This is a genomic window from Mucilaginibacter metallidurans (genome assembly GCF_003286435.2).
Taxonomy (GTDB): domain Bacteria; phylum Bacteroidota; class Bacteroidia; order Sphingobacteriales; family Sphingobacteriaceae; genus Mucilaginibacter; species Mucilaginibacter gossypii.
Map to the genome: position 1 here is coordinate 7,220,254 of NZ_CP043449.1, position 25,613 is coordinate 7,245,866.

Consider the following 25,613-nt stretch of genomic DNA (forward strand, 5'->3'; position numbering starts at 1 on the left):
TTTATTCCTCTTCTTCGCTATTTTTCAATTTGCTTAACAAATCATAAGCTCCTTTGGTTACAATTTGACTATTTGCCGGTATGCTTGATGGCAGTTCAACCGCGATATAGCCCCCTTCGCTGACACCGGTCGTTATTTCAGCCATTCTAAAACGATAAACCTTTGTGGGCTCGCCTTCACCCTTTTCCCCGGCATCTTTCCTGTTTTCGTTCGCGGTGCCGGTCAGGATAAATATGTATTTTTTACCTTCAAAGTTGACCACCGCACTTTCAGGTAAAGCTGGGGTAGCATTTTTTCCGGTTTCTATGAATGCTTTTACGTAAGTTCCTGGAAGGAAATTGAAACTGCCTTTCGCGATACTATGTACGCGTATCGTCTTATCCGTATTGATCTCTTTACCGACTAAGGAAACTGTAGCCTGCCGCTCGGTAGAATCATTGGTCAGCGTGAACCGCACATTTTGACCAGGTTTAACCTTTTCCGCGTCACGCTCGAACACACTCAGCTCCACGTGAAGATTATTACTATTGACGATCTCCAGCATGATATCATTCGGATTAACGAATTTGCCCACATTAGTATTTACTTTGGTCACATAGCCGCCGATGGGTGCATAAATATTCACCGTGCTACGCATCGCGCCGGGCGTTAATTTTGATGGATCAATATTGATCAGCTTTAAGCGCTGGCGTAACGCCGCTTCCCGTGCCATAGAACTTTCGTAGTTAGCCTTAGCCTGCTGTAAAACTTTAGTAGCGGTTACGTTTTGCGAGGCCAGGGTTTGCTGACGCTTATATTCTTCCGAATTCAGGTCATGCTGGCTTTTACTGTCCAGGTAGTCCTGCTGCAATTGTACATAGTCCTGGTTTTCTAAAACAGCGATCACCTGACCTTTACTCACGACGGAGCCTTGCAGCACAGGAATAGATTTGACGATACCACCCATTTGCGTACTGATACTGACCAGGTCTTGTGGTGGCACATCGATAAAGCCATTTACTTTTAATACGCCGCTCAATGATTTCGGGCTAACATTTTCCAGTTTAACGCCGAGTGTATTGTATTGGGCTTCGCTGATCTCAGCGACGTTACTATCTTCTTTCTTTTTGGTCGTATCAGCCTGGGCAGGGGTTTCCTTTTTACCGCCGCCGCAGCTGCCGAACGTTAGGGCCAGTGATGCGATCATCATCAGCCCTGTAAATTTTATGATTTGTTTTTTCATCTTTTAATTATAAACCGGTAAGGTATTGCAAGTCGTAAACAGATTGATTGTATTGATTAAGTGCCTGTAAATAGGCCAGACGGATATCCGAGGCGGTTTTTAAAGCCTGGACAAATTCCACATAGCTGATCTCCCCGTTGCGGAAAGCGATCTGTGCCTGCTTCAGGATCAGGTCGGCATTAGGCAGCGCGCTGGTTTCGTAATAAGAAACAGAGCGGTCGTTTTTGAGCAACTGGTGATAAGCCTGTTCATACTGGCTGGAAAGGTTCTTCTCATACAATTGCAGCTGCGCCTGGGAAACCTCTTTCTGAATGCGGGCCGATTTAACGCGTGCCGCATAAGGCTTGAAAAACAACGGAATGGAAACCCCGGCCTGTACCCCCTGGAAGCGGTTCGCGCCGGTAAAATTCCGGTCAACACCATTCACATTCTGAATACCCATAATGGACTGGTTAAAATACCCGATGGTAAAATCGGGGCCTGACCGTGCTTTCTCCAGGTCTATGTTACGGTCGGCCAAAACGATCTGCTGACGCTGATAAGCCAGTTGCGGGTTCTGGTTGATCGCACTGTCAAGGTGCTTGAACTCCGCCACCGCCTTTTTCAGCGCCCCATGGGCCAGTGCTACGGAATCGGTCGTATTCATTAGCCGCTGTAATTCGGCACTGGCTGCCGCGATATCGCCGTTATTCCGGGTGGTCTGGTTGCGGATCTCGTTCAACTGGGTTTCTGCCGTGGTTTTTTCCAGGAGGTTACTTGCACCAGCTTTGTAACGCACTGAAGCCGCACGATAGAACTCGTTGTAGATCGAGTCCTGCCGCAGGTACAGGTCGCTTAAAGCAGTAAAATAGGATAACTGTCCATAAGCCTGGCGTACCTGGTAACGCAGTTGCGCCTGTGTCAAGGTCAATCCGATCTGGGCATTCTTTTCCTGGGCTTCAAATACCTGTCGCTGGCTTTTAAATAAGCCCGGAAAAGGAATGCTTTGTTGAACATTGATCTGGTTATCACGCTTGATGCTGTTGAACTGGCCGTATTGAACATTCACATTGGTCTTACCCAGGTCAAAGGCACTCCCTTTGAGTGCAGTTTGCTGACTGATCTGCAACTGGGACGACCGCACACCGAAATTGTTGGTGAGGGCAGTGGATACAGCCTGGTCCATACTGATGGGCTGACCCGGTGTAACCAGGGTCTGTGCTTTAGCTGATGATAGCCCGAATCCCAGGAATAACAATAGCGAAGCGATTACCTTCACCGCTTTACCACCCTTACGGTTTCTGCGGAAATTTTCGAAATAAGTATATAGCACCGGTAAAACGATTAGAGTTAAAATAGTAGAAGTGATCAAACCACCGATCACCACAGTCGCCAGCGGTTTTTGTACCTCGGCACCTGCGGCAGATGATATCGCCATCGGCATAAAACCCAACGAGGCCACCATAGCGGTCATCAGTACGGGCCGCAACCGTTCATGCGTACCTTCCAATACAATCTTTTTCACATCAGTCTGCCCCGCCTTTTTCAGGCGATTGAACTCGGTAATCAATACGATACCATTCAATACAGCTACACCGAACAAGGCTATAAAACCAACACCCGCAGAGATACTGAAAGGCATGCCCCGCAGCAGCAACGCGAATACGCCACCAATAGCTGCCATAGGAATAGCCGAAAAGATCAGGATGGACTGCTTGATGGAGCCAAAAGAGAAATACAATAATAATAGGATCAGTAGCAAGGCCACCGGTACGGCGACAGACAAGCGGGCGGTCGCCTCTTTCAGGTTCTCAAATTGTCCGCCATAGGTTACATAATAACCTGCTGGCATTTTGATCTGCTGATTGATCTTAGCTTGTATCTCGGTCACCACCGATTGAATATCCCTGCCGCGCACATTCAGGCCGACCACAATACGGCGTTTGGTATCCTCCCGCTGGATCTGGTTTGGCCCAACCTGGAACTGCACGCTGGCCAATTGTTCCAGCGGCACCTGGTTGCCATTAGGGGCGGTTACATACAGATTTTTTACATCGTCAATATTCTGTCGGTTCAGATCAGATAAACGAACCACCATATCATAACGGCGTTCACCTTCATATACCAGACCTGCTGACTGCCCCGCAAAGGCGGCATTGATCGCCTGGTTTACTGTCGCAACGCTTAGGCCGTACTGTGCTACTTTATCACGGTCAATCTTGACGACGATCTGCGGCAGGCCGGTAGCTTGTTCAACATACAAGTCTTTAGCGCCCGACACCGTACCCACAATCTTACCTATCTTTTGAGAAAGATCGGCCAGGGTTTGCAAGTCGTCACCAAATATCTTGATCCCGATATCCTGACGTACTCCGGAAATCAGTTCATTGGAACGTAGCTGAATTGGTTGTGAAAAACCAAAGGTCACGCCCGGCACGTTTTCCAGTTCTTTGGCCATCAGATTGGCCAGCTCCTCACGGTCATGTGTAGTCGTCCATTCTTTTTTGTCTTTCAGGATCACGGTCAGGTCGCAGGCATCCATCGGCATCGGATCGGTGGGTATTTCAGCTGCACCGATCTTACCGATCACCTCTTTGACTTCCGGGAATTTCTTCACAAGGATTTGCGAGGCCTGATTAACTTTATCAATAGTTTGGGAAAGGGAACTGCCGGTCAGCAAGCGGGTTTCAACCGCAAAATCACCTTCTTCCAGCGTCGGGATAAATTCACCACCCATACGTGTAAAAGTGAACACTGCTGCTGCCAGCAAGACCACCGAAACGATGATAATTGGCATCCGGCGGTTTAGCGCCCCTTTGATCATCGGCTCATAGCGTTTATGAACCGCATCCATCATTTTGTCCGAGAAGTTCTTGCCGTTTTTCGGCTTTTTGCTCAAAAACATGGAGGAGATCATCGGTACATAGGTCAGTGATAAAAGGAATGCGCCGATTATAGCGAAAGCCACAGTTTCTGCCATCGGCCGGAACATCTTACCTTCAATACCGACCAGTGCCAAAATTGGGAAATATACGATCAGGATAATGATCTGCCCGAAAGCGGCGGCACTCATCATACGCACTGCCGAAGTTTCAACCTGGGCATCCATTTCCTCCTGTGTATAAGCCTTGTTCCTTTGCTTCGCATACAAAATATGCATGGTCGCTTCTACGATAATAACTGCTCCGTCCACAATGAGTCCGAAGTCAATTGCCCCGAGGCTCATTAAATTACCGGAAACCCCGAAGAGATTCATCATACAAATAGCGAACAACATGGCCAAGGGTATGACCGAGGCCACGACCAAGCCTGCACGAAGATTGCCAAGGAATATGACTAAGACGAAGATAACGATCAACGCACCCTCGATCAGGTTTTTTTCTACTGTGCCTATGGCACGACTAACCAGCGCACTTCGGTCAAGGAACGGTTCTACAACAACACCCTCGGGCAAAGTATTATTGATGCGGGCAATTTTTTCCTTAACGGCGGTCACCACATTATTAGCATTCGCGCCCTTGAGCATCATCACGATACCACCCACGGCCTCACCGCTGTTTTCTCTGGAAGCACGTGTCAAAGCCCCAAAGCGGATAGAGTTACCGATCTTAACAATTGCAATATCGCGCACCAAGACAGGGGTGCCATCGGTATTATTCTTGACTACAATCTTTCCGATATCATCGATCGAACCAACGAGGCCTTCACTACGAATAAAATAGGCGTTGGGCTTTTTATCTATGTAAGCGCCACCGGTATTTTGATTGTTCTGCTCCAATGCCTCGAAAACATTGGTAATGCTCAGGTTAAAACTGCGCAGCTTGTCAGGGTCCAGGGCGATCTCGTATTGTTTCAGCAATCCGCCGAAGCTATTGACCTCGGCGATGCCAGGTGTGCCAAGCAATTGGCGGCGAACGATCCAGTCCTGGATACTTCGTAATTCACGCGCGTCATATTTTTTTTCATACCCCGGCTTGGCATGGATCACATATTGATAGATCTCGCCAAGACCAGTGGAGATTGGTGAGATTTCCGGATTGCCTAAACCCGCCGGGATATTATTTTTGGCCTCTGACAGTTTTTCATTGACCTGCTGGCGAGCCCAGTAAATGTCAACGTCATCGTGAAACACAATGGTGACAACGGAGAGACCGAACCTTGAAATCGAACGTACTTGTTCGATCTCCGGAATAGTCGCCATAGTCTGTTCGACGGGATAGGAAATAAGTCTTTCTACCTCCTGGGTGGCCAGCGAGGGGCTTAGGGTGATCACCTGAACCTGATTATTCGTAATATCAGGAACGGCATCTATGGGTAGCTTTTTGAGTGACCAGATCCCCCAGGCGACCAGCCCAAGCGTAAAGATCCCGATCACAAGCTTATTGTTGATGGAAAAATGAATAATCTTATTTAACATGTTGGGTTTGGGGTTTTGTTACCATACGGTAATACTTTCTAACCATACCGATCATTGCCAGGATCATAAACACCGTCAAAAAAATGATGCCTATGATTCTGGTAACCCGCATCCATGTTGGTTTAGGTGCAACCTTTCGGTTGTAGTAAACAACACGATGCTTGTTCGGACTGGCCCTTTTTTTTCGAGCCATAACAAAAAAATTAAAAAATAAACAGGATTTTATTTCATGCGGGAACGCATGAATTCAAAAGGATTAAGCAACAAATTTAGGAGGTTGCCAAATAGTTAGTTCCCTGTTCTTTAATTGTAGGGGAGCTAATTCGGGATAGGAATTATTTAATTGAAATGAGATAAAATACAGTTGCACTCTCATCGTTACTACAGAAGGAGCATTACAGCAAGAGCAATGACAGAATGGCGAGCATTGATCCTGTAAAGGTGAAGAATGTTGATTTCTGGCTTCTATTGATAACTTAGTCAGCGGTTTAGACAGCGCATTACTATCCTTGCAGGGAACTAATCCCAGCACGAGTATAATAAAGCACATAAAAAAACTGCCAAATTTCATTGCCGACAAAGCTATATAAATAATCTTTAAATATCAAATGACACCATCCGGCCCCTAATAAGATAACACATTTACTAACTGAATTTTAATTCAAAATACAACTATGATTCATGGTTATTTTTACACCACAATCTTTCTTAATTAAAGCTGCGCAAAGATATTAAATCAATTTTTAAAACAATATATCAGAAGTTTGACTTTTGTCTTTACAAAATCCTCAACAGCGATTAATTAAGCTTGTTTTAAGACTTTTAAATTTATCGTTTGTTAAACTTTTAACATTTTTTAACAGAACAGATGACCTATCAAAACGAATTGATCGTCTTATTGAAAATTATAATAGCGGCCATCCTGGGGGCCGCCATCGGCTATGACCGTGAAAAACACGGGCGCGACGCTGGAATCCGAACTTATTCGGCAGTATGCGTCGGAGCAGCTATTTTTACATCGTTAGCAGCACATTTGGGTGATACGGCAGCGATTTCACGCGTCGTAGCCAATATTGTTGTCGGCATCGGCTTTCTTGGCGCCGGGATCATATCGCGGGATAATGGCGGAAGAAATTCCAATGGACTGACGACCTCTGCGACGGTTTGGTGCACCGCAGCAGTAGGCGTCACCATTGGTTTAAATGAATATATCATTGCTGCCGGAACTACAGCTGTACTCTATTTCATTTTGGCGCTGCATCATCAGCCCTGGTATGTTAAATGGAAGAAATCAATCCATCATGATGGCAATGAATAAGAATACCTAACATGGAAAAATCTTCAAAACCCGGAGCGAGTGATCATCTCGCCAATGAACGTACCTTTTTGGCCTGGATCAGGACAAGCATAGCTCTAATGGGATTTGGGTTTGTGGTTGTTAAGTTTTCCTTGTTTCTAAAGCAGCTATCAATCGCTGTTTATAGTATAAAAACCGTTCCTACAAGAGGTTTCTCCGCAGTTATCGGAATTGTACTTGTTATTATAGGAGCACTTACAGCGTTGATCGGTTTTCTCCGATATAGCCATATCGAAAAACAGTTATTAAGCCAATCATTCGTTCCTAATTCAAAACTATTAGCCCTACTTACCGCGCTGATAATTGGCGGCGCTTTGATTTTGTTATATTATTTGCTGCCGAATTTATAACTTGAGCCGCGTAATTTTTGTTGGTAATTACTAAATCCGGCAGGAGCCCGAAAAACGTCGTAAGGATGACTACGCCAGCTAACCCGGTCAGCGTTCCAATAAATCCAGTGGTAAATTATCCAACTAAAATTAAAATGATAAGGTGTAGCATTATGAGATGTAAAAGATCAATATTTTATTTCACCTGTTACACGCTTCGATCTCAAAATCAAGATTGCGGTTCCGGTGAGAAATAGCGTTAATGAAATCAGTTCTGCCTGTGTGAATCGTAAAGAACCAAATTGATATTTATTGTTGACGCGGATCATTTCTACCAGAAATCGTTCCACGCCATTCATTACCACGTAAATGCCGAATAGCCAACCGGCTGTTTTAATTTTTTTACGGATTATCCATAACACAAAAAATAACAAGGCGCAAATCATAAATTCATAAAATGCGATGGGATAAACAGGGTGCGGTAGGACAAAACAGCGCTTCCCCTCGCATCCGGGAATTAAAATTCCCTGATCACTTATATTGTGCGGATAAGTATAGCTCCACAACCAATCCGGCAGACCGTGAAATGGTTTTGAATCAGGATTTTCAATACCCCAGTCACCGTCGCCGGACATGTGGCACCCGATCCTGCCAATGGCATAACCTATCATTAAAGCAGGCGCGGCGCTGTCGGCAAGCTGCCATTGGTTGATCATTTTTCGGTGGGCATATATCATTATTCCAGTAGTTGCCACGATTAATCCTCCATAGAAGGTCAGCCCACTAAAGGCTATAAAGTTCTCGGGATGCGTCATGTAGCTGTTCCAGTTTTCCAGCCCATCGAAAAGTTTCGCCCCGGCAAGGCCTCCTATGGCTGCAATAACCAACATCGTATCTACCCGTTCATGGGGCCAGACCAACTTTCCCTGGTTAACAGTCCGCCCGGTCCGGCTTGCAAAAAACCAATGTCGTGCAGACGGAAACTCTTTCTGCGGCAATAACTGTCCTGCCAACTCTTTCCTTTTTAATTCCTTTTTCAACAGGTAGGTTGCAGCTACAAAAGCAATAGCGACAAAAAAGCCGAAAGTTTGAAATGGAAGTGGAATATTGAATCCAAAGAGATCATATAAGAGGTCGGAAATGGTCGGATACATATCAGATTAAGGATTGGTTAAGGTTCCGTTCCATTTTTACCATGGTAAGGTGGAAGGCGTTAATTTTTTCGGTATCCAGTCCATTACAAAGCCTAACATTGACCTTTTCAATAGCATCTTTGATAACCGGAACCAGTTCTAAGCCTTTTTCTGTTAGGAAAACAAAGTGCGCCCGTCTATCCAAAGGGTCTTTTTCAGTGAAAATGTATCCCTGGACTTTCAGTTCATCGACAAGGGTGGCGACGCGCGATTTGTCGACTTGTAATATATCAGCTATTTCCTTTTGTGTAAAAGGTTTGCTTCTCGTAGAAAATAGCTGTAGCACCTCGATAAAGCATTCACTGGTTAACTCGGGTAATTCCCTTGCGATGGCGCGAATATACAGCCTGCTCAATCGGCGCAGGCTTTTTGAAAATAACAATTGCATAATAAAGATTTGATAAAACAAAGTGTCGTGAAAATCGAACCCCGGTTGCGGGATTGTTAACACATATCGAGACTTCACTTATATCAAATACGCATGGAAGAAAGATATAATTGGTAAGGGGGAGAATAGAGATTTTTATATCGTCGTAATAAAATCGGGTGTAAAGACGGAAGAAGTTTAAAATAGCAGACAAAAAATAATCTGGTGGAAAATAAGATCAGGCTACCCCCATCCTTTTTATTATTGAGCACAGTTTTGTCAGTGCGATGCAGCAACGATGGTTTACCAGCATTCCGGCTTTCTACTTTTCTCTTGAAAATAGAATTATAGCAACTGGTGGCTTTAACTTGGGTCCTGGTATGACAGGGAATAAAGAAGATATGGGTCAGAACCACGAACAGGTAAGCAGTAAGCAGCAGCACTATTTTCAACTGTTTAATTTCACAACCTGTCATATACAAATGTAGTAATTCTGTATAACTGATAAACGGCTTCCATATAAAACTTCAGCGATGAGCAAGGGTTGTTATGCGCTGATGTCGAATGGTATCCTCAATTTCCTCTTATTTATAAATTAAATGGGTGTACTATTTTAATATAAAGTAAATAGCCAAGAGATTGGATTCTTGACTATTTACTTTATATTAAATTATCTTATTTCTTGACCGAGTGATGTTCATCTTCCTGATGATGTTCAGCTTCAGGATGTTGTTCTTGCTCTGCCGTTTGATCGGCACCTTTATCATGCTCTGGGTGGCCATGATGTTCCAAATGTTCATGGTGCTCCGGTTCTTGATGGTGCTCTAATTCGTTTTCATGTCCTGGGCCTTCATGGTGTTCCGGATGAGGATGATGCTCCTGTTCCTGATGATGCTCTTGTTCAACGTGTTGTTCTTGTTGATCGTTGTTGGCATCGCCATGATGTTCCTGGTGTGCATGATGTTCTGTGTGTGGATGTTGTTCCTCGTTCTGTCCCGGTTGTCCCGGATTTTGATTTTGTGTTTCCATAATTGTAGATTATATAATTAATAAAAAAATAAGCGACATGATAAGCCACGATAAATCCGTTATGCGGCAGGAAATGATAAACAAGAGAAAAAATTTGATCAGATCAGCAATGCTTGCTGTCGCAAATAGCTCGGGAGCCAAACGCTAAATTGTTCGACATCTAAGCGCACATATAAGTTTTTTGACAGGTTCAGGGAGGTTAAGTCAAAAAATTTAAAGGAAAAACCAAGTGTAGCTTTTTTTAGTAAAGTTATTTCATGACGCACTTGTTCAGATGTCATATTAAAGGAGTCAACTGCCTGACAATCTTTACAAATTTTGCTCACATAAAAACATGTGGAAGAATTTTTCATAGTTGCGGAACTATAGTGGTCATGCGATGCGAAAAGCATCGTCAGCATCATATTGAGTCCACAGAAAACAATGAGAAAAACTTGTTTCATTTTATACAGATTATAAGTACAAGTCGCATAAACGCATTTTGTTTGAAATAATTTGATTGCCTTGCGAAATTACCGTTTTTGTATCCTGACCATTCTAACCTTCCCTGTAGCATCTTTAACCCGAAGGGTTGCGGAGGTTTTTCCGGCCAAGATGGAAGGGTTAATAAGTAAGTTACACAAATCTACTGTTGAGAAATCTTTCCCGTCAATATTGATAATTTGCTCTCCCGGTTTAACCAACTTTTGCGCATTATCCCAGATCAGACTAACGACTAATTTATTATCCTGCACCGTAGGTTGGAACGGCCACTGAGGTTCATTCATATTGAAATCCTTTTTTTTAGGTTTAAAGTAAAATTTATGGTGAATGTAGTCCAATGTGATATTCCCGTAGTCGAGAATTCCGGAACCTATTGCCGGGCGTCCCTCATTATTGGGTATAGTAATAACCTGATCAAAGCGGGCGTCCCCTATTTTTAAAGTATTCAGTTTTAACAGATATTTATCCGCCGCACCCTCCAACCCAAATAATCCCATGGACATCGCTCCATAACCTTTAGCCATCACTTTAAAGCAATCATAAGGTTCTATTGATTTCATAGTTTGATCAGTAAAGCGCAAGAAATCACTGTCCCCGGTATCAAATTCCAGCCATAAACGTATGTTGTTGTTTAAATAGATCGGAATTACAGGCATACTTTGCGAGGTGCCTGAGCTATCTAACCTCATGGGGATTGCGTCCTGCTCATTGAGTTTAACTTTCTCCGCATTATCAGTAAGAATAAGGACCTTTTTTTGATTATCCATCGAAACGATAGAATTACGCAGTAGATTGCTTCCAATTACGCCTTCGGTATTCCAGCAATCGTAAAAGCCTGCTATTCCCGAAACTGCCGGAATTCCCGAAAATGAGAGTTCGCCTAATTTCAGGTCATTTAACTCTACGAAATTTAGTGAATCTGCATTCCCGTTCACATCCTTTATCTTGTTACGATGCAAGACTTTAGGGTTAATCTCCCTCGTCAGTTTATTATTAATAGCAACCGGAGCACCCGTATCAAATATGAAGCGGCGTGTTTTACCGTTTAAGACGACATTGACAAAAATTTTACCATTTATTATTTCATATGGGATCTCCACATAATAATTATGCTTAGCTGTGCCGCCCTGGTTAAATGAAAATTGCTGAGCAGAACAAGTGGTATTGTACACGCTAAAAAGCAGAAAAATGAGGACAGATGTTTTGATGTGTATGAACGGTGTCATGTCGTCTGATTTTAAAAATTAAATTTTCAACAGTCTTTTGGCTGAATAAAACGGTTGATAAAAAAAGTATCAATTGATCATATCAAGAGTCGGTCAAACATTAAATCTTAAAGTTGATCGGAGTCCTACGAATCACGAAGAATTTTAATAAGATGGAAATTTAAATAGCGTCGAGCTTAAGTGACCTGTAACGGTCAGCCGGACTTTCGTCAAGCAGGCTATTCGCACTTATGGTCTGACAGACTGATTTTTTTAGATAAGTTAAGCGATTAGCTTTGGAGGATGCCAGAAATGAGAGGTCCGGGTTATGATATAATGAATAGCGGTGTAGCCTTTTACGTTAAAAAGGCTTAATTCTGAAATTTGTAAACCATAATTAACAGGAACAATTACCGTCCGGCAGCAGCAACACCCGCAACAACAAAACGGTGAACATAAATCCTGTTTGGATGGGGATGAAAATTGGCTCTTAGTTAAAGTCAGCATCGCTACGCCGGGTTTGACATTTATCCTATCCTGGCAAGGCTCAAAGCTACCTTGCAGAATAATTAGCGCTATCAAAATGCTGATCCACTTCATGACAGCCAAAGATATAGAATAGCCAAATCAAATTGTGCCATTTAAAAAATAACGATAATTTCAATCGTAATGGTTTGCTGGTTCCAGTGATCAATATAACTGCTTCACACGAATATCAGGACATGCGTGACCCAATGCAGACAAAAATGATTATTAGATAAAGGCTTTTCTGATTTCCTGGCGATCTTAATTCGAGGGTAGGCGGTATATCTCGTTAATACCAGCCTGGTTAATCACAGCTATCCCTTAATCTGCTTCCTGATTTGGGCCAAACTTTTCGGTGTTAATTGCATGCCCCCGCTATTCATGTAATATTTTATCAAAATAAAATCAACTCGTTTACAGCTATTTAAAAAAAATATATTTAAAAATCGTTGGTGCCCCCTGTAGTGCCTCTTGAGAGAAAAATTCCACGTCCGGCAACCTTTGTCCTGTCATCCTCAGGCTATGAAACCAAACGAACTGATCGGATTATTTACAGCGGCTGCGGTCGCCGGTGCCAGTGAGGTACTGGCGACGGAACGCCTCCTGCCAGAAACGATCAGTAAGTCGGAAGCCTACCGGCGCTATGGCCGCACCTGTGTGGACCGCTGGCTCGCCGAAAGGCTCATTATCCCTGATGGAAAGACGCTTAGCCGCGCTGCTTTGGAGGCCGTAAGTGCCCATAGTAACCGGCTGACCTACCTGCCCGTGGCAGAAAGGTAACGGACGTTATTTGACATCTGGGGACGAAACATTATCCGCCGCTAAAGCGGAAATCGGGCGAAGGTGAGCGTAAAGCCGCAACATGCTGAAAGCGCCCGGGCAGGCTGAGAGGCCCGTATTGTAGAATACGACGCAAGTATGTCCCGAACATGTCTTTAAGGGGGCCCTGGTGGCCCCCTTTTTTATTGGCTCAACTTATGGAAAATCTTTTAAGCGCTCACCAGCTGCGTACCATCGTACGCCAGGCCGCCGAACTCGGCGCCATTATCGCGCTCATCCGGACCGGAAAGCTGCCGCCATACCTGAAGAAACGGGAAGCGTACCGCCGTTATGGCAGGCGCTATATCGAGCAGTTACTGGCAAGCGGTGAGCTCAGTATACGAAGCGACGGCAATAACTCCGCAGCCTGGCGTATAGACCGCATAGAGATAGAGGCTATCGTCAGAGGCCTGGAAATCTGGCGCCAACTATAATTTAATTTTTTATGGAATTGACAATGAACCCCACTGCCATTCGGGAACAGGTATCCCTAACCGGGCTGCTGGCCAGGCTGGGATACCAGCCAGCGCATAACTCCGGACGCGAGATCCTGTACAGAAATGTGCTGCACGAAGACGGCAAAAAACCATCCCTTTGCGTAAACGATAACCTTGGCATGTGGTATGACCACGGCACCGGAAAAGGAGGCAATGTGATCGATTTTGGCTTAGCCTTCTGGCCCGGACTGGAGATCAAAGAGGTATGCGGCAAGCTGCATGAGATCATGGAGCAGGCCATCCCTGCGGCGGTTTCCATTCTAAAACCATCACGTCGTAAACGGCATAAAACCCTGATCCAACCTTATTATCGCGTGGATAAGGTTTGTGACCTTGGCAAAACACCTTCAATCCGGTTATTCCTGGAAAAGCGTGGAATATGGGAAGAAGCGCAGGGCATTTTGCAGGAGGTTCATTATCACAGTGTCCATGCCAAGCTACAACCCCGGCAATTTTTTGCTGCCGGTCACCGGAATGACTCCGGCAGCTGGCAGGTGCGGAACAAATATTTTAAAGGATGCCTGGGTAACAAAGGGCTTACCCTGCTGACGGGCGATAGCCGCCGCCTTTGCGTGTTCAAGGATATCTTTGATTACCTCAGCTGGAAGCATGATCATCCCGAACTGCCGGACAGCGCGTTGATCATTAATAGTTACAGCTTGCTTGCCGCCGCCATCAAGACCGCCATGCGTTATCCGGCGATCTCCGTTTATTTCGACCACACGCCAGAAGGACACCAGTCACTGCGCCAGTTTATCACAGAATTACCTTATGCTGCCGACGGGACGCCTGCATTCAGCGGGCATCACGATTACAGTGAAAAGCGCCGCACTGAAGCGCGCGCCGCTTACGAGGCTCAAAAGCCCAAAGACCTTTTCAAAAACATCGAAATTCCTTTTATACGTTAAGGTTTCTTTTTTGCAAAAAGTGCCGTTTTATTAATGCAGGGGCCCTCTTGTTTTTCACCCTGCAAGATGTCTTTTTGTCCGACGGAAACCCTTCGGGATTTCCGGTCTGCCAAAAAGAATCTTGCCCGGCTGATGCCGGGGGAAGAAATTTCGCGACTCAATTTCTTTGCTTATGACCAGGAACAAAGGCGGCAGGCCGCCGGTGGGTGACGACAGGCGATCCTTTAAGATCGATGTCCGGTTTACGGAAGCCGAATACCGCCAGGTGGAGCGATTGGAAAAGGAACTTGGTTTGAAGAAGACCGAATTGGTCCGCAGGAAATTACTTTCTGAGGGCAAGGGTCTTGCTGTCAATGCCGCTGAACTGATGAAACGTCTGGATGCCGTCAGCCTGGAATTATCCCGGAGCGGAAATAATATCAATCAACTGGCCCGGTATGCAAACCGGCTTCAAAAACGTGGGCTATTATCAGTTGCAATCATTGACGAATACCTTCATTTACTTCGTCGTCATCAAAATGAACAAAACGAACTGGCCATGTTGTTCCGGAAACTGATCAGGTCTTTGATACCCTGATCGGCTGATACAAGGCATGTTTGATACACTGCTATGGTGTTACAGGGCATTAATGTTAGCAAGTTCGGGTGTTCCGGCGATGATTGGATATTTGGCTATTTTATTACGTTGTTCTGTTGATGCACGATTACCTTGTTGGTCTGATACATAATTATAGTGCTCATCAGTTGAATTGATAGCTGGTTCTTTTGTAATCCCTATCCATTGTTACAGGGTTCCATAGCTCCTTAATTACCGTGAGCTGTTGTTCGGTCGCTGTCAAGCTGCGCCGTTATATTACTGCCAGGCTATACCGTGCTAAAGTTCCATTGTTCGCTTGCCCTATTGATACCTGGTTCTTTTGTTATTTGAGTACTATGTTCCATGATAATTAAAATCTTCCGGGCCCGCGCCTCCTTCAAAGCGATCCCCTATAATTTCGATAAGATCGCAAAGGGGCAGGCTACGCTGATGAAAGTATCCGGCTTTGGAGCGTTGCGCAATTTGCATGAAGTACGGCCTGAAGATTACCGGAATTACCTGGAAGCGTTGTCAGGCCTTAACCGCAATGTGAAGCTTCCCCAGTTTCATGCCATGCTGTCGGCACCCGATCATTCAGTTGATAAGGACAAGCTTGCAAATTTGGCTGTGCAGTGGCTGGAAAAGATGGGGTATAAGGATCAGCCCTATATATTGGTGCATCACCGGGATACCGACCAGTCGCACGTGCACATCGTCACCACGCGGGTTGACCGCCAGGGTAACAAAATCGACAGCGCCTTTGAACATAACCGCGCGGTAAGCCAGCTTAATCGCCTGCTGCAAAAAGACGAAGCCCACCAGGCCCAATTAGATGCAGGTAAAGCCCTGCAATATCAGTGCTCTACCAAAGCGCAGCTATTGCTTTTACTGGAAGGAATGGGCTACAACATCCGGGAAAAAGAAGGTCATCTGTTACTTTACAAATTCGGGCGGCAGCTTTTTACAATCAACGAAAAACGTGTGGAAGAACGCCTGGCAGCATTTATACCGGACAAAAGACAGGCCGTTCGGTGGAAGGCGATCTTTAATAAATACAGGGCTGTTTATAATCCTTTACCCGAACGCGGGATCGTAAACCTTACTGGCGGCAGAACAGCCCAAACGGGGCCGTACCGGTCGGAGCTCGGCGATTTTTTGAAGCAGGAATTCGGTATTGAACTGATCTTTCATGCTTCCGGGGAGAAGGAGCCGTACGGTTACACCATCATTGATCATCCGCAGCACCGTGTATTCAAAGGCAGCGAAATCATGCGACTGGCACAATTGGTAAGTGCAGACTTCGACTTTTCAGACGGTTTTTCGGCCGGTAATACCATTAGCCAAACGGAAGAGCATAGTTTGAAAAATGCCCACCTTACCTATTTCCGTCCGTATCTGGCCAACGACGTGGATGATCAGCAGATCCATGGGCCACGCAGGCGCAGGCAGAAAAAAGCGCGCACCAATACCCGTTAACTTAAAATCAAAATTTCATGAACATTCTAATCGGCAACCAGAAAGGCGGGTGCGGAAAGAGCACGATTGCCCTTTTGCTTGCGAACTACCTGACCATGGTCAAGCACCAGAAGGTGACGCTGATCGATATGGATTATCAGCAGTCTATCGCGCAGAAGTTTGAAAAAGCAAAAGTGCTTGAAAACAAACCGCCATATGATGTAGTCGCCGCTCAACTGGCTCATTACCCGGTATTACAGAGCGCCATCCTGCAAACCCCAAATGAAGCGGTTATTATTGACCTGCCCGGAAAACTGGATGATGACGGGTTGTTACCTGTCTTTGGTTGGGCAGACCTGTTGATCTGCCCCTTTTCTTATGACGAGTTCAGCTTCGACTCCACAGTTCTGTTTGCAATCGTTTTGCTTAAGCTCAACCCGGAAATCCCGATCATATTCATTCCCAACCGGGTAAAAGCTAATGTACGCTACGAAACGATGCAGGAAGTAAACAAGCAACTTTCCAAACTCGGCATCATGGCTCCGATGATCCCGGACAGGATCGATTTTCAACGGGTTACCACTTTTATGACACCACTGCCGGTCATCCCTGTGATCCTCCCGGTTTTTGACCAGATCTACCGCGTTATTGAGGAAAAACTGTCGATGGATGCAAATGGCTAATGCGATGACAAAGATCACCTCATTGGCTGATGAGATACGTAACCGTATCGCACAGCCGCCAGCCAAAACCCAGGAGCAACCAAAGGTTGAGAAGAACAAAAAACCGAAAACAGCAGAAGCGGAAATCCTTCAGCTGATCAGGGCTTATGACAATTCGGACCACAAAAGCCTGGTACACGTACGGTTCGATGAAAAGACGGTTAAGACACTCAACCATTTTAAAATGGCTACCGGCGTTGATGTTACACGCCTGGTAGCTTTCGCCGTCAAACAGCTATTCGAGGGCAACCCCGAACTTAAAGCGATCATTAAACAATTTATTCAAAACATGACTTTATGACCTGGATCAAATTTATTTCCTGGTTAGCCGCCCTGTATGCGTTTTATTATTTACTGAACATTGCCTGGGACTTTTTTCGCAATAAAAAGAAGGGCGGCAACGATGCGGGACCCGAGCTCCATTTTGAGGAAGCCACTGCACCCCTTCAGGTAGTCCCGGAAACACTGGAAGAAAAAAAGGTGGAACCCAAAAAAGGCAGCAATGAAGCGGCTGCCTCGGCCCTTGGCGGGGTTAGGGTAAAAGACCTTTTCCAGCTTGCTAAACTGGAGCTGATCGCCTACAACCAGTCCGTAACTTTCTGAATGAAAAAGCTGCTGGTAGTATTCCTGCTGATACCGGCCACAGCAATCTGTCAGCCCGGTATCACCGAAATGCAGGAAGCGCGTTCAGATCTAACACAATCCTTTTTCTCGGCGCGTGACCTGTCGCTCGTCATAGCCGCCATATTGGGCATTATCGGCGCGGTACGTATTTACCACAATTTACAAATGGGCCGCGAACGCTTCACTTCAGAGGTGGCTGCCTGGTTCTTTTCCGCCTTGTTTATGGTTTTACTCGGCGCGTTCTGCCAGGCAGTTTTTGGTATTTAAAACCATTGATTTTCATGATAGCCGCACAAAATCCTTAAGACGGCTCAAAAAAACTCTTTTATGCTTTTTTCATGCTTAAAAACATCCGGCGCAAGCTGGCCTGGGTACTGGCGCTTATCGTCAGCCCAATCTTCGTATTTGCCCAAAGCGGCGTCAACGGCCTTAATGCCGCTACTTCCAACCTGAAAACCTATGTAGACCCTGTTACCGACATCACCCTGGTAATCGGCGGTATAGTCGGCATTGTCGGCGGTATCCGCGTCTATTCGAAATGGAACAGCGGTGACCAGGATATTAACAAGGAGTTAATGGGATGGGGAGGTTCGTGTCTCTTTTTAGTCCTCTCATCGCTGATCATCAAAGCCTTCTTTGGTTTATGACAGCTCGGAAATTTACAGTTTATAAGGGGCTTTCGCGGCCCCTTATTTACAAGGGTTTCCGGGGCAAATTTATTTACTGGGGGATCGGCGCAGTGCTTACCGGCCTCGTTCTGGGTTCTGTCACGATGGCCGTGATCAACATGTGGCTCGGAACCGTCGTATTGATAGGCTGCATCGTCGGCGGCCTCCTTTACATCGCCTCCCGCCAGAAAAAGGGCTTATATAACAAGACCAGGCACAGAGGCATCTTTATCGTCACCCCATTTATTTATGAACGCCCGGAAGTTTGAAACACCTTATATCGGTGTTGACACCGGTAAAGAGTTCGATATCCTCTATGGTGCAAGCGGCGAATTTTCCGTCGTGGTCGCCATGAAAAACCCGGTCATCCAGCATTCTGCGGCCGCAGCGGATTACGATGAATTCCAGAATATGCTGACCGGCATTATCAAAATTCTCGGTGATGGTTATTTGCTGCAAAAACAGGATATTTTATATAAAGCACCCTTCGACCCGCCGACAGCAACCGAATATCTGCAACAAAAGTTTAATGCGCATTTTGCAGGAAGGGCGGCACTGCGCATCGATACTTACCTGACCATTACAAGGCAGGTAAAAAAAGGCCGTTTCTATGTTTATGATGCCAAGCAGCTAAGAGACTTCCGCATAGCAATTATCAAGGTTACCGATGTGTTAAAAGCGGCGAAATGCGAACCTATCCTATTAAATGAGACGCAGATCAGTGACCTTATCCGCCGGGTACTGGCCATGCGCTTTGGCAAAGGGTCCTTTTCACTGAATAACTTTAAACCGACCGATACCGAGATATTGATGGGCGACCGTGCTATCCGATGTATTCCACTCGTCAACAGCGAAAATGTGGATATGCCTTCCGAAATAGGCACGTTTACCGAACTTAATGAAAACGAAGCTGTGCGCGGATTTCCGGTGGACATGCTTTCCTTTCTGAATAGCGTACCGGCCTTTGAGGCGATCCTTTATAACCAGGTGATCGAGATCCCGGCGCAGCAGTTTTTACTCAATAAGCTGGAAGTCAAACGCAAGCGTCACTCCGGTATCCCTGACCCTGCCAACTTACTTTGCGTAGAGGACATCGATCAATTACTGAAAGATGTTGCCCGTAATGGCCAGTTGCTGGTTAACGTGCATTACAGCATTGTCTTGTCGGCACCCGCTTCGGACATACAGCGCTCAGTGAATTTTATTGAAAGCGCATTGTTTCAGTTAGGCATCATTCCGAACCAGAACGCTTATAACCAACTGGAATTATTTCGCGCTGCAATGCCGGGCAACGGGGTTGAATTAAAGAACTATGATTGGTTTCTGACCACCAGCGACGCTGCGCTATGCCTTTTTTTTAAAGAACGCCAGATGGAGGATGAACCATCGTCGTTTCGCATCCGCCTGACCGACCGTAAAGGCATCCCGGTCGCTATAGACCCAGCCGACCTTCCCATGCGTACAGGGCGCATTAATAACCGAAATAAGTTCGTTTTAGGCCCGAGCGGATCAGGTAAGTCATTCTTTATGAACTCGTTAGTAGAGCAGTACCTCCTCTTTAACGTAGATGTGGTGATCGTTGACGTCGGGCATTCTTATTCAGGTCTTTGCGCTTACTATGGCGGGAAATATATCACCTGGTCGGACGAAAGACCGATCACGATGAACCCTTTCCTGATCACTGAAGACGAGTACAATCTGGAAAAGAAAGATAACCTGGTCACCCTGATCGCCCTGCTCTGGAAAGGGGCCGGCGGTTCTGTTTCTACCATTGAGCGGGATGTACTGACCGCTGCCGTAAGCGGATATTATGCCCTTGCTTTTTCCGAAGGACCGAATGTTGATCTGTCTTTCAATGGTTTTTACGAATTCGCGCTTAACAAAATTCCGGAGATCAAAAACGAAGAGCGGATTCCCTTTGATCTTGATGAGTTTCGTTATGTGCTGAAAAAGTTTTACCGGGGCGGTGAATATGAAAGCATCCTCAATGAAGCCAGTGACCAGTCGCTGCTGACCGAGCCGTTCGTGGTCTATGAAATTGATGCCTTACAGGATAATGCCGTATTGCTCCCCATCGTGACGCTGATCATTATGGATGTTTTTATCCAGAAGATGCGTAACCGCAAGAATCAGCGAAAAGTGCTGATCCTCGAAGAAGCCTGGCGGGCGCTGATGTCACCCATCATGAGTTCATTTTTATTATACCTGAACAAAACCGTCCGCAAATTCTGGGGAGAGGTCATCGAAGTAACGCAGGAACTTTCCGATATTATCAGCAACCCCGTTGTTAAAGACAGTATCATCAACAACTCTGATACGGTCATCCTGCTGGACCAAAGAAAATTCAGGGATAATTACGGCGAGATCGCCAAAGTGCTTTCGATATCCCCGACAGAACAACGGAAGATCTTCACCATTAATCAGTTGGACAATAAGGACAACCGGGCACGCTTTAATGAGGTTTACATCCGCCGGGGTTCAGTAGGTGAAGTGTACGGGGTTGAAGTGAGCCGTCATCAGTATTATGTATATACTACGGAAAAACCGGAAAAGAACGCGGTTCAGGTCTATGTACATTACTTCGGCACTTATCCGGCCGCACTGGACGCCTTTTTGATGGATATGGACAGGAGCGGAACTGCTCCCGGTGACTTCATTAACAAGATCAACCAGCACAACAAACCATTAACTTTTTTTACATGAAAACAGTCCTGCTTTTAATATCCGGCCTTTTTTTCGCCCTGGCATTGCATGCCCAGGAACTGGTCGTTGACCCGGTGACTTCGGGCGCCATGCTGGCGAACAGCGCCATCATTAATAATCAACTGAACAATACCAACAATAAATTAACGGCGATACAAACTGCACAGCTTGCCGTCAGCGGGCAGTTGGTTATTGTCAATGATTTGCAGAATAAGATCTATAAAGGGCTGTCCGAAGTAGCATCGGTAATCAATAACCTTTATTCGATCAAGGATATCGCAGAAACCGGTTCAGACATTGTTAGCGATGTCGGGAAGGCGGTACAGACCGCCCGCAGCAACCCGGTGCTGCTTTTATTCGCGCAGCAGGGTGCCCAGGATTTCGAAAAACGGGCCGTAGCCCTTGCAACCGATGTATCCGCCTATGTACTGCGCGGCGGTAGCGATAACTTAATGGACAGCTCCGAACGCGGGAAACTGCTCAATCATATCGTTACCGAAATGCATGCGCTGCGCGGACTGGCCTATGGCATGCAGCGGGCCATGTACTGGGCACAGTTGCGCGGCATCTGGGCGTCCCTCAACCCGTGGTCTACGTGGCAGAGCGAGGATGTTCGTATCGCCAACTCGGTTATCAGTGAAGCCAAGTACCTGCATCGCTAAACCGTACGGGGTGTTGCTGATCGACCCGCCCTGGCCCCAGCTTAAGGGCGGCCTGCGCAAGGTCCGCCCGAACCAGGGACGGCATCTGGATTACGGCACGCTATCGGTTACGGCCATTTTCGATTTGCTGGACAAGGATGTTTTCAGCCGCGCCGCAACACCGCATTCCTTATTTATCTGGACGGTCGAAAGCTTTTTGTCTCCCTGTGAACAGTTGGTGAACGAAAGGGGCTACCGCCGCCATTGCCGGTTGATCTGGGACAAAGGCAATGGCATGGCACCCTGCCATAGCATCCGCTTTGCGCACGAATACCTGATCTGGTATTACAAGGGCGGTTTTATCCCGGTGGCACCTGCTGTTCGCGGCAAATTCCTGTCGGTTTTTCATGAGGCGTCCAGGGAACACAGCCGAAAACCTGAAATCGCTTATCAGCTGATTGAACAACTGTACCCGGATGCCCGACGCTTTGACGTTTTTAGCCGGCAATCACGGCAAGGCTGGGACCAGTATGGTGACCAGCCCGGTTTTTTTAACCTCTGATTTTTATGATCAAAAAATATGTGCTGCTAACGTTCTTATGCAGCCTACTTTCGGTTTTGTCTTACGGCCAGGGAAAGGTGCTCAATATTCCCGAGCTTTTACAACTTGTTTCCTATTCCAAATCGGAACATACACTTCAAACCGATGCACGGGATAAGCAGGCTACCGTCACGACTACGGAAACGGCCAATAAGACCCTGCTTGGCAAGTTCAAGGATATGTATCGTACACTGCAAAACAGATACTCTACTTTGGGTACGGCGATCACCGCTGCCAACATAGGAATCGAAGCCGAACCAATGGTGAACAGTATTATCCGTTCGCAGTCGCAATTGGTTCAGCTTGCCCAAAAGAACCCGGCGATCATCGCCCTGGCTTACCAGACGGAGATCGACTTTGCCGAGCATTCACAAATGCTGATCCGCTACCTGGCCGGTTTGATCATCTCTATCGGAGATGTTAACCAAATGAAGTCTTCCGACCGCAAGCTGCTCTTTGATTATGTCATCACGGAACTCAGCAATATAGAAGATATGAGCAACCGCCTGGTACGTAATGTTCAGTTCGGAACCCTGGCCTCGCTCTTACATCACGTTGACCCGTTCGACGATTTCGTCTATGAAGATCAGCACATGATCAGCGACATCCTGACCAATGCGAAATACTTAAAGCAATGAAAGGCTTGCCCCTGATAATTTTAAGTTTTTTGTCCACGGTCGCGCTGGCGCAGGAAATGGTTGTTGATCCGCAGCATTTATTGGTCGTTCAGGAAAACCAGGCCGTGCGCATGGCTGCGGAAGGTACACACCAGGATTATCTGAAAAAGATAAACGACAACGTGAATACCATTAACGCCAACGAATCATCCGTCGTTGCGGCGCAGACCATGATCTATAATTCGCTGGCCAATGTGAATTCAGCATTAAAAGACGGCCTGATGGTGAAACAGATCTCCCGGACGACTACCGACATCATTTATTACCTGAACGAAAGCATGATGCTGGCCAAGGATGATCCATTGTTGTTTTTGGTCACGATGAAGATCCAGAATGAATTCGGCCCTAAGGCAACCGCCATGGTCAGCGATATTTCCGGATTTATCCTTAAGTCGGACGGAAATGTGCTTGCCGATTACAATGGGCGTGATCAATTGCTGCGCAAGGTCGTTCAACAGCTCCAAATTTTGGACGGCATGGCTTACGGCACCTGGAAGGCCATGTACTGGGCGAAAGAGCGGGGCGTACTTAAAACACTGAATCCTTTCGCCAGCTATATCAATAAAGATCGCGCCTTTGCGGCGCAAATCATTCAAAACGCAAAGTTTTTGCGGCAATAATTCAACAATGCAAAATCCTTGAATGCCGATAAAAAACAATTAACTCATTCAAAATTTTAAACAAATGAGATTTATCTTATTAATGATCCTAACACCGCTTATTACCCTGCGCGCCTGTGCCCAACGGGTAGTAGCCGATGAAAGTGTCCGCTACCAGGAAGAAAGAATGGTCTATCTTCAGTGGGACCAGAACAAATTTACACCCAAAGCCGGCTTCCTTAGCCTGAACCCATATTACTGGCTGACCTGGGGTTTGTTTGAACCGAATTACCATAAGAACGACCTGCGGCCATTATCGGCTACTGGACCGCAAACGCAGCGCCTGGCGCTGGTGGGCACGATGAATTCGACTGATAACAGCTATAAACTAAATTCCGATACGATCAGGAATACGGCCCTGACCTCCATTGCCGAGCAATCGGGGTTGCTCTCCGATGCCGATCCGCTTTGGCTGTTATATTACAGCCAGGAACTGGCTCCCGTTCTCAATTATACAGACGCCTCGATCCTGGCTCCCCTGCCCGCACAGGTCAGGACGGCCGTTGTTGCCGAAGGACTGCTGCCCTGGTACGAAAATGAACTGGCCATGCTGAAAGAACGCGTTAATGCCGCCCGGACAACAGATATGGACCGGGGTTCACGCATTATGGCTTATTACCGTTACCTGAAGGAATACCGGACACTGGCAGCGACCTGGGCAACACGGGTCGCCACCGCACAAAAAAATATCCGCATGGTGAGCCAGCAGGCCAAAGCCAAAAGTACGCCGGTCATTACCACGGACTGGACGCCGGATACCGATGTACAACTGGCCAAAAAAGTATTGGCAGAAAGGCAGTATTGATGAAAAAGAAAATATTATTGATGATTATCCTCTGCATAATAGGCGTTAGCTGCTTTGCACAGGATAGCACATACGGAAAGTCCCTTGAATTTTTACAGGGGGACGGCGTTTATGAGTCGGGAATGATGACCTTTCTGACGGGACTGAAAGATTCGATATGGTCGAATTTCGACATTTTTATCACCGATGCGAAAGCACTGGCCGCCATCTTTATGATCATCTTCTTTGCGATCAAGAGCTATGAGATGATGGCGGGGGATAAAAAACTGGAGATCATGCCATTGTTAAGGCCCTTCGGCCTGGCCATGGTCATTCTCTGGTGGGGCGGTTTTGCGAAAATGGTAGCCTTTCCCACTGACCTGGTAGCCAATGAAACCCAGCAAATGTTTGCCTCCGAGCAGGATAACGTCAACCAGCTTCGATTTCAGCGGGCGGACCTCATGAAACAGGTAGCAGATTCACTCTATAACTTTCAGGCTCAGACCGAGGTCGCAGCCAAAGAGTCGGATACCTGGTATGGCAAAGCCTGGGACGCCGTTACATCGACCGTCAAAGAAGGTATTTCAACAGTTGTCGCTCCGTTAATGGAGCTCAAAGCCCGGCTGCAGATCAGCATCCAACTGCTCATGACGCAGATTTTGGAACTGGCCGGTATCTGGATATTAAGGATTGCGACCTACATCATTTTTATGATCCAGATCATTTATTCGAGTATACTGATCATCCTCGGGCCCTTTGCCGTGGCGGTCAGTATTCTCCCGGCCTTCAGGGATAGCTTTTCAACCTGGGTCGCGAGGTTCGTTTCTGTCAATCTTTACAGTGGGATTGCCTACCTGATCATGTATCTCTGCGCCTTGATGCAGAAGTACGCGCTTTCTTCGGAGATCAGCAAATACCAGGAACTGCTCCGGCCGGGAGCAAGCGGCCTCATGACCAAGTTCGCAGTTTTTGCCGGAAACGGCGTACTGTCTTTCGGCGAAGTGATCGTCGTATTTTTTATCGGTGCCGTCTGTATGTTCACGGTTCCATCGATCTCAACCTGGATTATCTCCACGTCAGGGATCAGCTCAGCTTCTTCAGCATTTGGCCGCAACGCCTCGATGGTAGTTATGGCTGCCCGCAAGGCCGGCGGTGCCATGCTGTAAAACAAT

29 protein-coding genes are annotated in these 25,613 nt (G+C 46.4%); 20 read left to right on the forward strand and 9 right to left on the reverse strand.

Annotated features, from left to right (window positions below; all coding sequences use genetic code 11):
- Position 1 precedes the first annotated feature (1 nt).
- From DIU38_RS31225 to DIU38_RS35010, 3 genes are all read right to left on the reverse strand, one after another.
- Complete coding sequence (locus tag DIU38_RS31225) at positions 2-1,222, reverse strand: efflux RND transporter periplasmic adaptor subunit (protein WP_112653923.1); 1,221 nt, start codon at positions 1,220-1,222, stop codon at positions 2-4.
- A gap of 7 nt (positions 1,223-1,229) precedes the next feature.
- Positions 1,230-5,618 (reverse strand): CusA/CzcA family heavy metal efflux RND transporter, encoded by a 4,389-nt coding sequence (locus DIU38_RS31230; RefSeq protein ID WP_112653922.1) that lies wholly within the window; start codon positions 5,616-5,618, stop codon positions 1,230-1,232.
- A gap of 256 nt (positions 5,619-5,874) precedes the next feature.
- The gene (locus DIU38_RS35010; protein WP_407716474.1) at positions 5,875-6,189 is read right to left on the reverse strand and encodes a hypothetical protein; all 315 of its coding nucleotides are present in this window, start codon (positions 6,187-6,189) and stop codon (positions 5,875-5,877) included.
- Positions 6,190-6,486: 297 nt separating this feature from the next.
- Here DIU38_RS35010 and DIU38_RS31235 point away from each other — a divergent pair, with 297 nt between their 5' ends.
- Entirely contained in the window at positions 6,487-6,936 is a 450-nt protein-coding gene (locus DIU38_RS31235; protein WP_112653920.1) for an MgtC/SapB family protein, read from the forward strand.
- Between the two features lie 11 nt (positions 6,937-6,947).
- Positions 6,948-7,325, forward strand: coding sequence for a YidH family protein (locus DIU38_RS31240; RefSeq protein WP_112653919.1), 378 nt, complete (start codon positions 6,948-6,950; stop codon positions 7,323-7,325).
- A 167-nt stretch (positions 7,326-7,492) separates the two neighbouring features.
- Here the strand turns inward: DIU38_RS31240 and DIU38_RS31245 are convergent, their stop codons facing one another.
- From DIU38_RS31245 to DIU38_RS35015, 6 genes are all read right to left on the reverse strand, one after another.
- On the reverse strand, positions 7,493-8,458 hold the full coding sequence (locus DIU38_RS31245) for a prolipoprotein diacylglyceryl transferase (protein ID WP_112653918.1): 966 nt from the start codon (positions 8,456-8,458) through the stop codon (positions 7,493-7,495).
- Position 8,459: 1 nt separating this feature from the next.
- Positions 8,460-8,885 (reverse strand): MarR family winged helix-turn-helix transcriptional regulator, encoded by a 426-nt coding sequence (locus DIU38_RS31250; protein ID WP_146750358.1) that lies wholly within the window; start codon positions 8,883-8,885, stop codon positions 8,460-8,462.
- Positions 8,886-9,539: 654 nt separating this feature from the next.
- The gene (locus DIU38_RS31255; protein ID WP_112653915.1) at positions 9,540-9,893 is read right to left on the reverse strand and encodes a hypothetical protein; all 354 of its coding nucleotides are present in this window, start codon (positions 9,891-9,893) and stop codon (positions 9,540-9,542) included.
- Between the two features lie 98 nt (positions 9,894-9,991).
- Positions 9,992-10,336: a hypothetical protein gene (locus tag DIU38_RS31260; protein ID WP_146750359.1), complete on the reverse strand. Its 345-nt coding sequence runs from the start codon at positions 10,334-10,336 to the stop codon at positions 9,992-9,994.
- Positions 10,337-10,405: 69 nt separating this feature from the next.
- Positions 10,406-11,476: a retropepsin-like aspartic protease gene (locus DIU38_RS31265; RefSeq protein WP_167516323.1), complete on the reverse strand. Its 1,071-nt coding sequence runs from the start codon at positions 11,474-11,476 to the stop codon at positions 10,406-10,408.
- Positions 11,477-11,863: 387 nt separating this feature from the next.
- Positions 11,864-12,181 (reverse strand): DUF6660 family protein, encoded by a 318-nt coding sequence (locus DIU38_RS35015; protein WP_407716475.1) that lies wholly within the window; start codon positions 12,179-12,181, stop codon positions 11,864-11,866.
- A gap of 447 nt (positions 12,182-12,628) precedes the next feature.
- Here DIU38_RS35015 and DIU38_RS31270 point away from each other — a divergent pair, with 447 nt between their 5' ends.
- From DIU38_RS31270 to DIU38_RS31355, 18 genes are all read left to right on the forward strand, one after another.
- A complete protein-coding gene (locus DIU38_RS31270; protein WP_112653912.1) occupies positions 12,629-12,886 on the forward strand; it encodes a hypothetical protein in 258 nt (85 codons plus the stop codon).
- Between the two features lie 185 nt (positions 12,887-13,071).
- On the forward strand, positions 13,072-13,359 hold the full coding sequence (locus DIU38_RS31275; RefSeq protein ID WP_243770611.1) for a hypothetical protein: 288 nt from the start codon (positions 13,072-13,074) through the stop codon (positions 13,357-13,359).
- Between the two features lie 11 nt (positions 13,360-13,370).
- Positions 13,371-14,330 (forward strand): hypothetical protein, encoded by a 960-nt coding sequence (locus DIU38_RS31280; RefSeq protein WP_146750360.1) that lies wholly within the window; start codon positions 13,371-13,373, stop codon positions 14,328-14,330.
- Between the two features lie 172 nt (positions 14,331-14,502).
- The gene (locus DIU38_RS31285) at positions 14,503-14,907 is read left to right on the forward strand and encodes a plasmid mobilization protein (RefSeq protein WP_112653909.1); all 405 of its coding nucleotides are present in this window, start codon (positions 14,503-14,505) and stop codon (positions 14,905-14,907) included.
- Positions 14,908-15,270: 363 nt separating this feature from the next.
- The gene (locus DIU38_RS31290; RefSeq protein WP_112653908.1) at positions 15,271-16,383 is read left to right on the forward strand and encodes a relaxase/mobilization nuclease domain-containing protein; all 1,113 of its coding nucleotides are present in this window, start codon (positions 15,271-15,273) and stop codon (positions 16,381-16,383) included.
- Between the two features lie 17 nt (positions 16,384-16,400).
- Positions 16,401-17,045 carry a ParA family protein gene (locus DIU38_RS31295; protein WP_112653907.1) on the forward strand — a complete coding sequence of 215 codons (645 nt, stop codon included), beginning with the start codon at positions 16,401-16,403 and terminating at the stop codon, positions 17,043-17,045.
- Between the two features lie 4 nt (positions 17,046-17,049).
- Positions 17,050-17,385, forward strand: a complete 336-nt coding sequence (locus tag DIU38_RS31300) for a hypothetical protein (protein ID WP_146750361.1) — start codon at positions 17,050-17,052, stop codon at positions 17,383-17,385.
- On the forward strand, positions 17,382-17,687 hold the full coding sequence (locus DIU38_RS31305) for a hypothetical protein (protein WP_112653905.1): 306 nt from the start codon (positions 17,382-17,384) through the stop codon (positions 17,685-17,687). Before DIU38_RS31300 ends, DIU38_RS31305 begins: the two co-directional genes overlap by 4 nt.
- A complete protein-coding gene (locus tag DIU38_RS31310) occupies positions 17,688-17,975 on the forward strand; it encodes a DUF4134 domain-containing protein (protein ID WP_112653904.1) in 288 nt (95 codons plus the stop codon).
- A gap of 71 nt (positions 17,976-18,046) precedes the next feature.
- Complete coding sequence (locus DIU38_RS31315) at positions 18,047-18,355, forward strand: DUF4134 domain-containing protein (protein ID WP_112653903.1); 309 nt, start codon at positions 18,047-18,049, stop codon at positions 18,353-18,355.
- The gene (locus DIU38_RS31320; protein ID WP_112653902.1) at positions 18,352-18,645 is read left to right on the forward strand and encodes a plasmid transfer protein; all 294 of its coding nucleotides are present in this window, start codon (positions 18,352-18,354) and stop codon (positions 18,643-18,645) included. The genes DIU38_RS31315 and DIU38_RS31320 overlap by 4 nt, the downstream gene beginning before the upstream one ends.
- Positions 18,626-21,079: a TraG family conjugative transposon ATPase gene (locus tag DIU38_RS31325; protein ID WP_112653901.1), complete on the forward strand. Its 2,454-nt coding sequence runs from the start codon at positions 18,626-18,628 to the stop codon at positions 21,077-21,079. Before DIU38_RS31320 ends, DIU38_RS31325 begins: the two co-directional genes overlap by 20 nt.
- Complete coding sequence (locus DIU38_RS31330) at positions 21,076-21,741, forward strand: hypothetical protein (RefSeq protein WP_112653900.1); 666 nt, start codon at positions 21,076-21,078, stop codon at positions 21,739-21,741. Before DIU38_RS31325 ends, DIU38_RS31330 begins: the two co-directional genes overlap by 4 nt.
- A gap of 13 nt (positions 21,742-21,754) precedes the next feature.
- Positions 21,755-22,282, forward strand: a complete 528-nt coding sequence (locus tag DIU38_RS31335) for an MT-A70 family methyltransferase (RefSeq protein ID WP_208057646.1) — start codon at positions 21,755-21,757, stop codon at positions 22,280-22,282.
- Positions 22,283-22,287: 5 nt separating this feature from the next.
- Positions 22,288-22,959 carry a hypothetical protein gene (locus DIU38_RS31340; protein WP_112653898.1) on the forward strand — a complete coding sequence of 224 codons (672 nt, stop codon included), beginning with the start codon at positions 22,288-22,290 and terminating at the stop codon, positions 22,957-22,959.
- The gene (locus tag DIU38_RS31345) at positions 22,956-23,618 is read left to right on the forward strand and encodes a hypothetical protein (protein ID WP_112653897.1); all 663 of its coding nucleotides are present in this window, start codon (positions 22,956-22,958) and stop codon (positions 23,616-23,618) included. Before DIU38_RS31340 ends, DIU38_RS31345 begins: the two co-directional genes overlap by 4 nt.
- A gap of 64 nt (positions 23,619-23,682) precedes the next feature.
- A complete protein-coding gene (locus DIU38_RS31350; protein WP_112653896.1) occupies positions 23,683-24,462 on the forward strand; it encodes a hypothetical protein in 780 nt (259 codons plus the stop codon).
- The gene (locus DIU38_RS31355; protein ID WP_112653895.1) at positions 24,462-25,607 is read left to right on the forward strand and encodes a plasmid transfer protein; all 1,146 of its coding nucleotides are present in this window, start codon (positions 24,462-24,464) and stop codon (positions 25,605-25,607) included. Before DIU38_RS31350 ends, DIU38_RS31355 begins: the two co-directional genes overlap by 1 nt.
- The last annotated feature ends 6 nt before the right edge of the window (positions 25,608-25,613 follow it).

Bases quoted from the DNA above. Each gene is read 5' to 3' on its own strand.
- DIU38_RS31225 (WP_112653923.1), bottom strand. From the start codon at position 1,222: ATGAAAAAACAAATCATAAAATTTACAGGGCTGATGATGATCGCATCA.
- DIU38_RS31230 (WP_112653922.1), bottom strand. From the start codon at position 5,618: ATGTTAAATAAGATTATTCATTTTTCCATCAACAATAAGCTTGTGATC.
- DIU38_RS35010 (WP_407716474.1), bottom strand. From the start codon at position 6,189: ATGAAATTTGGCAGTTTTTTTATGTGCTTTATTATACTCGTGCTGGGA.
- DIU38_RS31235 (WP_112653920.1), top strand. From the start codon at position 6,487: ATGACCTATCAAAACGAATTGATCGTCTTATTGAAAATTATAATAGCG.
- DIU38_RS31240 (WP_112653919.1), top strand. From the start codon at position 6,948: ATGGAAAAATCTTCAAAACCCGGAGCGAGTGATCATCTCGCCAATGAA.
- DIU38_RS31245 (WP_112653918.1), bottom strand. From the start codon at position 8,458: ATGTATCCGACCATTTCCGACCTCTTATATGATCTCTTTGGATTCAAT.
- DIU38_RS31250 (WP_146750358.1), bottom strand. From the start codon at position 8,885: ATGCAATTGTTATTTTCAAAAAGCCTGCGCCGATTGAGCAGGCTGTAT.
- DIU38_RS31255 (WP_112653915.1), bottom strand. From the start codon at position 9,893: ATGGAAACACAAAATCAAAATCCGGGACAACCGGGACAGAACGAGGAA.
- DIU38_RS31260 (WP_146750359.1), bottom strand. From the start codon at position 10,336: ATGAAACAAGTTTTTCTCATTGTTTTCTGTGGACTCAATATGATGCTG.
- DIU38_RS35015 (WP_407716475.1), bottom strand. From the start codon at position 12,181: ATGAAGTGGATCAGCATTTTGATAGCGCTAATTATTCTGCAAGGTAGC.
- DIU38_RS31270 (WP_112653912.1), top strand. From the start codon at position 12,629: ATGAAACCAAACGAACTGATCGGATTATTTACAGCGGCTGCGGTCGCC.
- DIU38_RS31280 (WP_146750360.1), top strand. From the start codon at position 13,371: ATGGAATTGACAATGAACCCCACTGCCATTCGGGAACAGGTATCCCTA.
- DIU38_RS31285 (WP_112653909.1), top strand. From the start codon at position 14,503: ATGACCAGGAACAAAGGCGGCAGGCCGCCGGTGGGTGACGACAGGCGA.
- DIU38_RS31290 (WP_112653908.1), top strand. From the start codon at position 15,271: ATGATAATTAAAATCTTCCGGGCCCGCGCCTCCTTCAAAGCGATCCCC.
- DIU38_RS31295 (WP_112653907.1), top strand. From the start codon at position 16,401: ATGAACATTCTAATCGGCAACCAGAAAGGCGGGTGCGGAAAGAGCACG.
- DIU38_RS31300 (WP_146750361.1), top strand. From the start codon at position 17,050: ATGACAAAGATCACCTCATTGGCTGATGAGATACGTAACCGTATCGCA.
- DIU38_RS31305 (WP_112653905.1), top strand. From the start codon at position 17,382: ATGACCTGGATCAAATTTATTTCCTGGTTAGCCGCCCTGTATGCGTTT.
- DIU38_RS31310 (WP_112653904.1), top strand. From the start codon at position 17,688: ATGAAAAAGCTGCTGGTAGTATTCCTGCTGATACCGGCCACAGCAATC.
- DIU38_RS31315 (WP_112653903.1), top strand. From the start codon at position 18,047: ATGCTTAAAAACATCCGGCGCAAGCTGGCCTGGGTACTGGCGCTTATC.
- DIU38_RS31320 (WP_112653902.1), top strand. From the start codon at position 18,352: ATGACAGCTCGGAAATTTACAGTTTATAAGGGGCTTTCGCGGCCCCTT.
- DIU38_RS31325 (WP_112653901.1), top strand. From the start codon at position 18,626: ATGAACGCCCGGAAGTTTGAAACACCTTATATCGGTGTTGACACCGGT.
- DIU38_RS31330 (WP_112653900.1), top strand. From the start codon at position 21,076: ATGAAAACAGTCCTGCTTTTAATATCCGGCCTTTTTTTCGCCCTGGCA.
- DIU38_RS31340 (WP_112653898.1), top strand. From the start codon at position 22,288: ATGATCAAAAAATATGTGCTGCTAACGTTCTTATGCAGCCTACTTTCG.
- DIU38_RS31345 (WP_112653897.1), top strand. From the start codon at position 22,956: ATGAAAGGCTTGCCCCTGATAATTTTAAGTTTTTTGTCCACGGTCGCG.
- DIU38_RS31350 (WP_112653896.1), top strand. From the start codon at position 23,683: ATGAGATTTATCTTATTAATGATCCTAACACCGCTTATTACCCTGCGC.
- DIU38_RS31355 (WP_112653895.1), top strand. From the start codon at position 24,462: ATGAAAAAGAAAATATTATTGATGATTATCCTCTGCATAATAGGCGTT.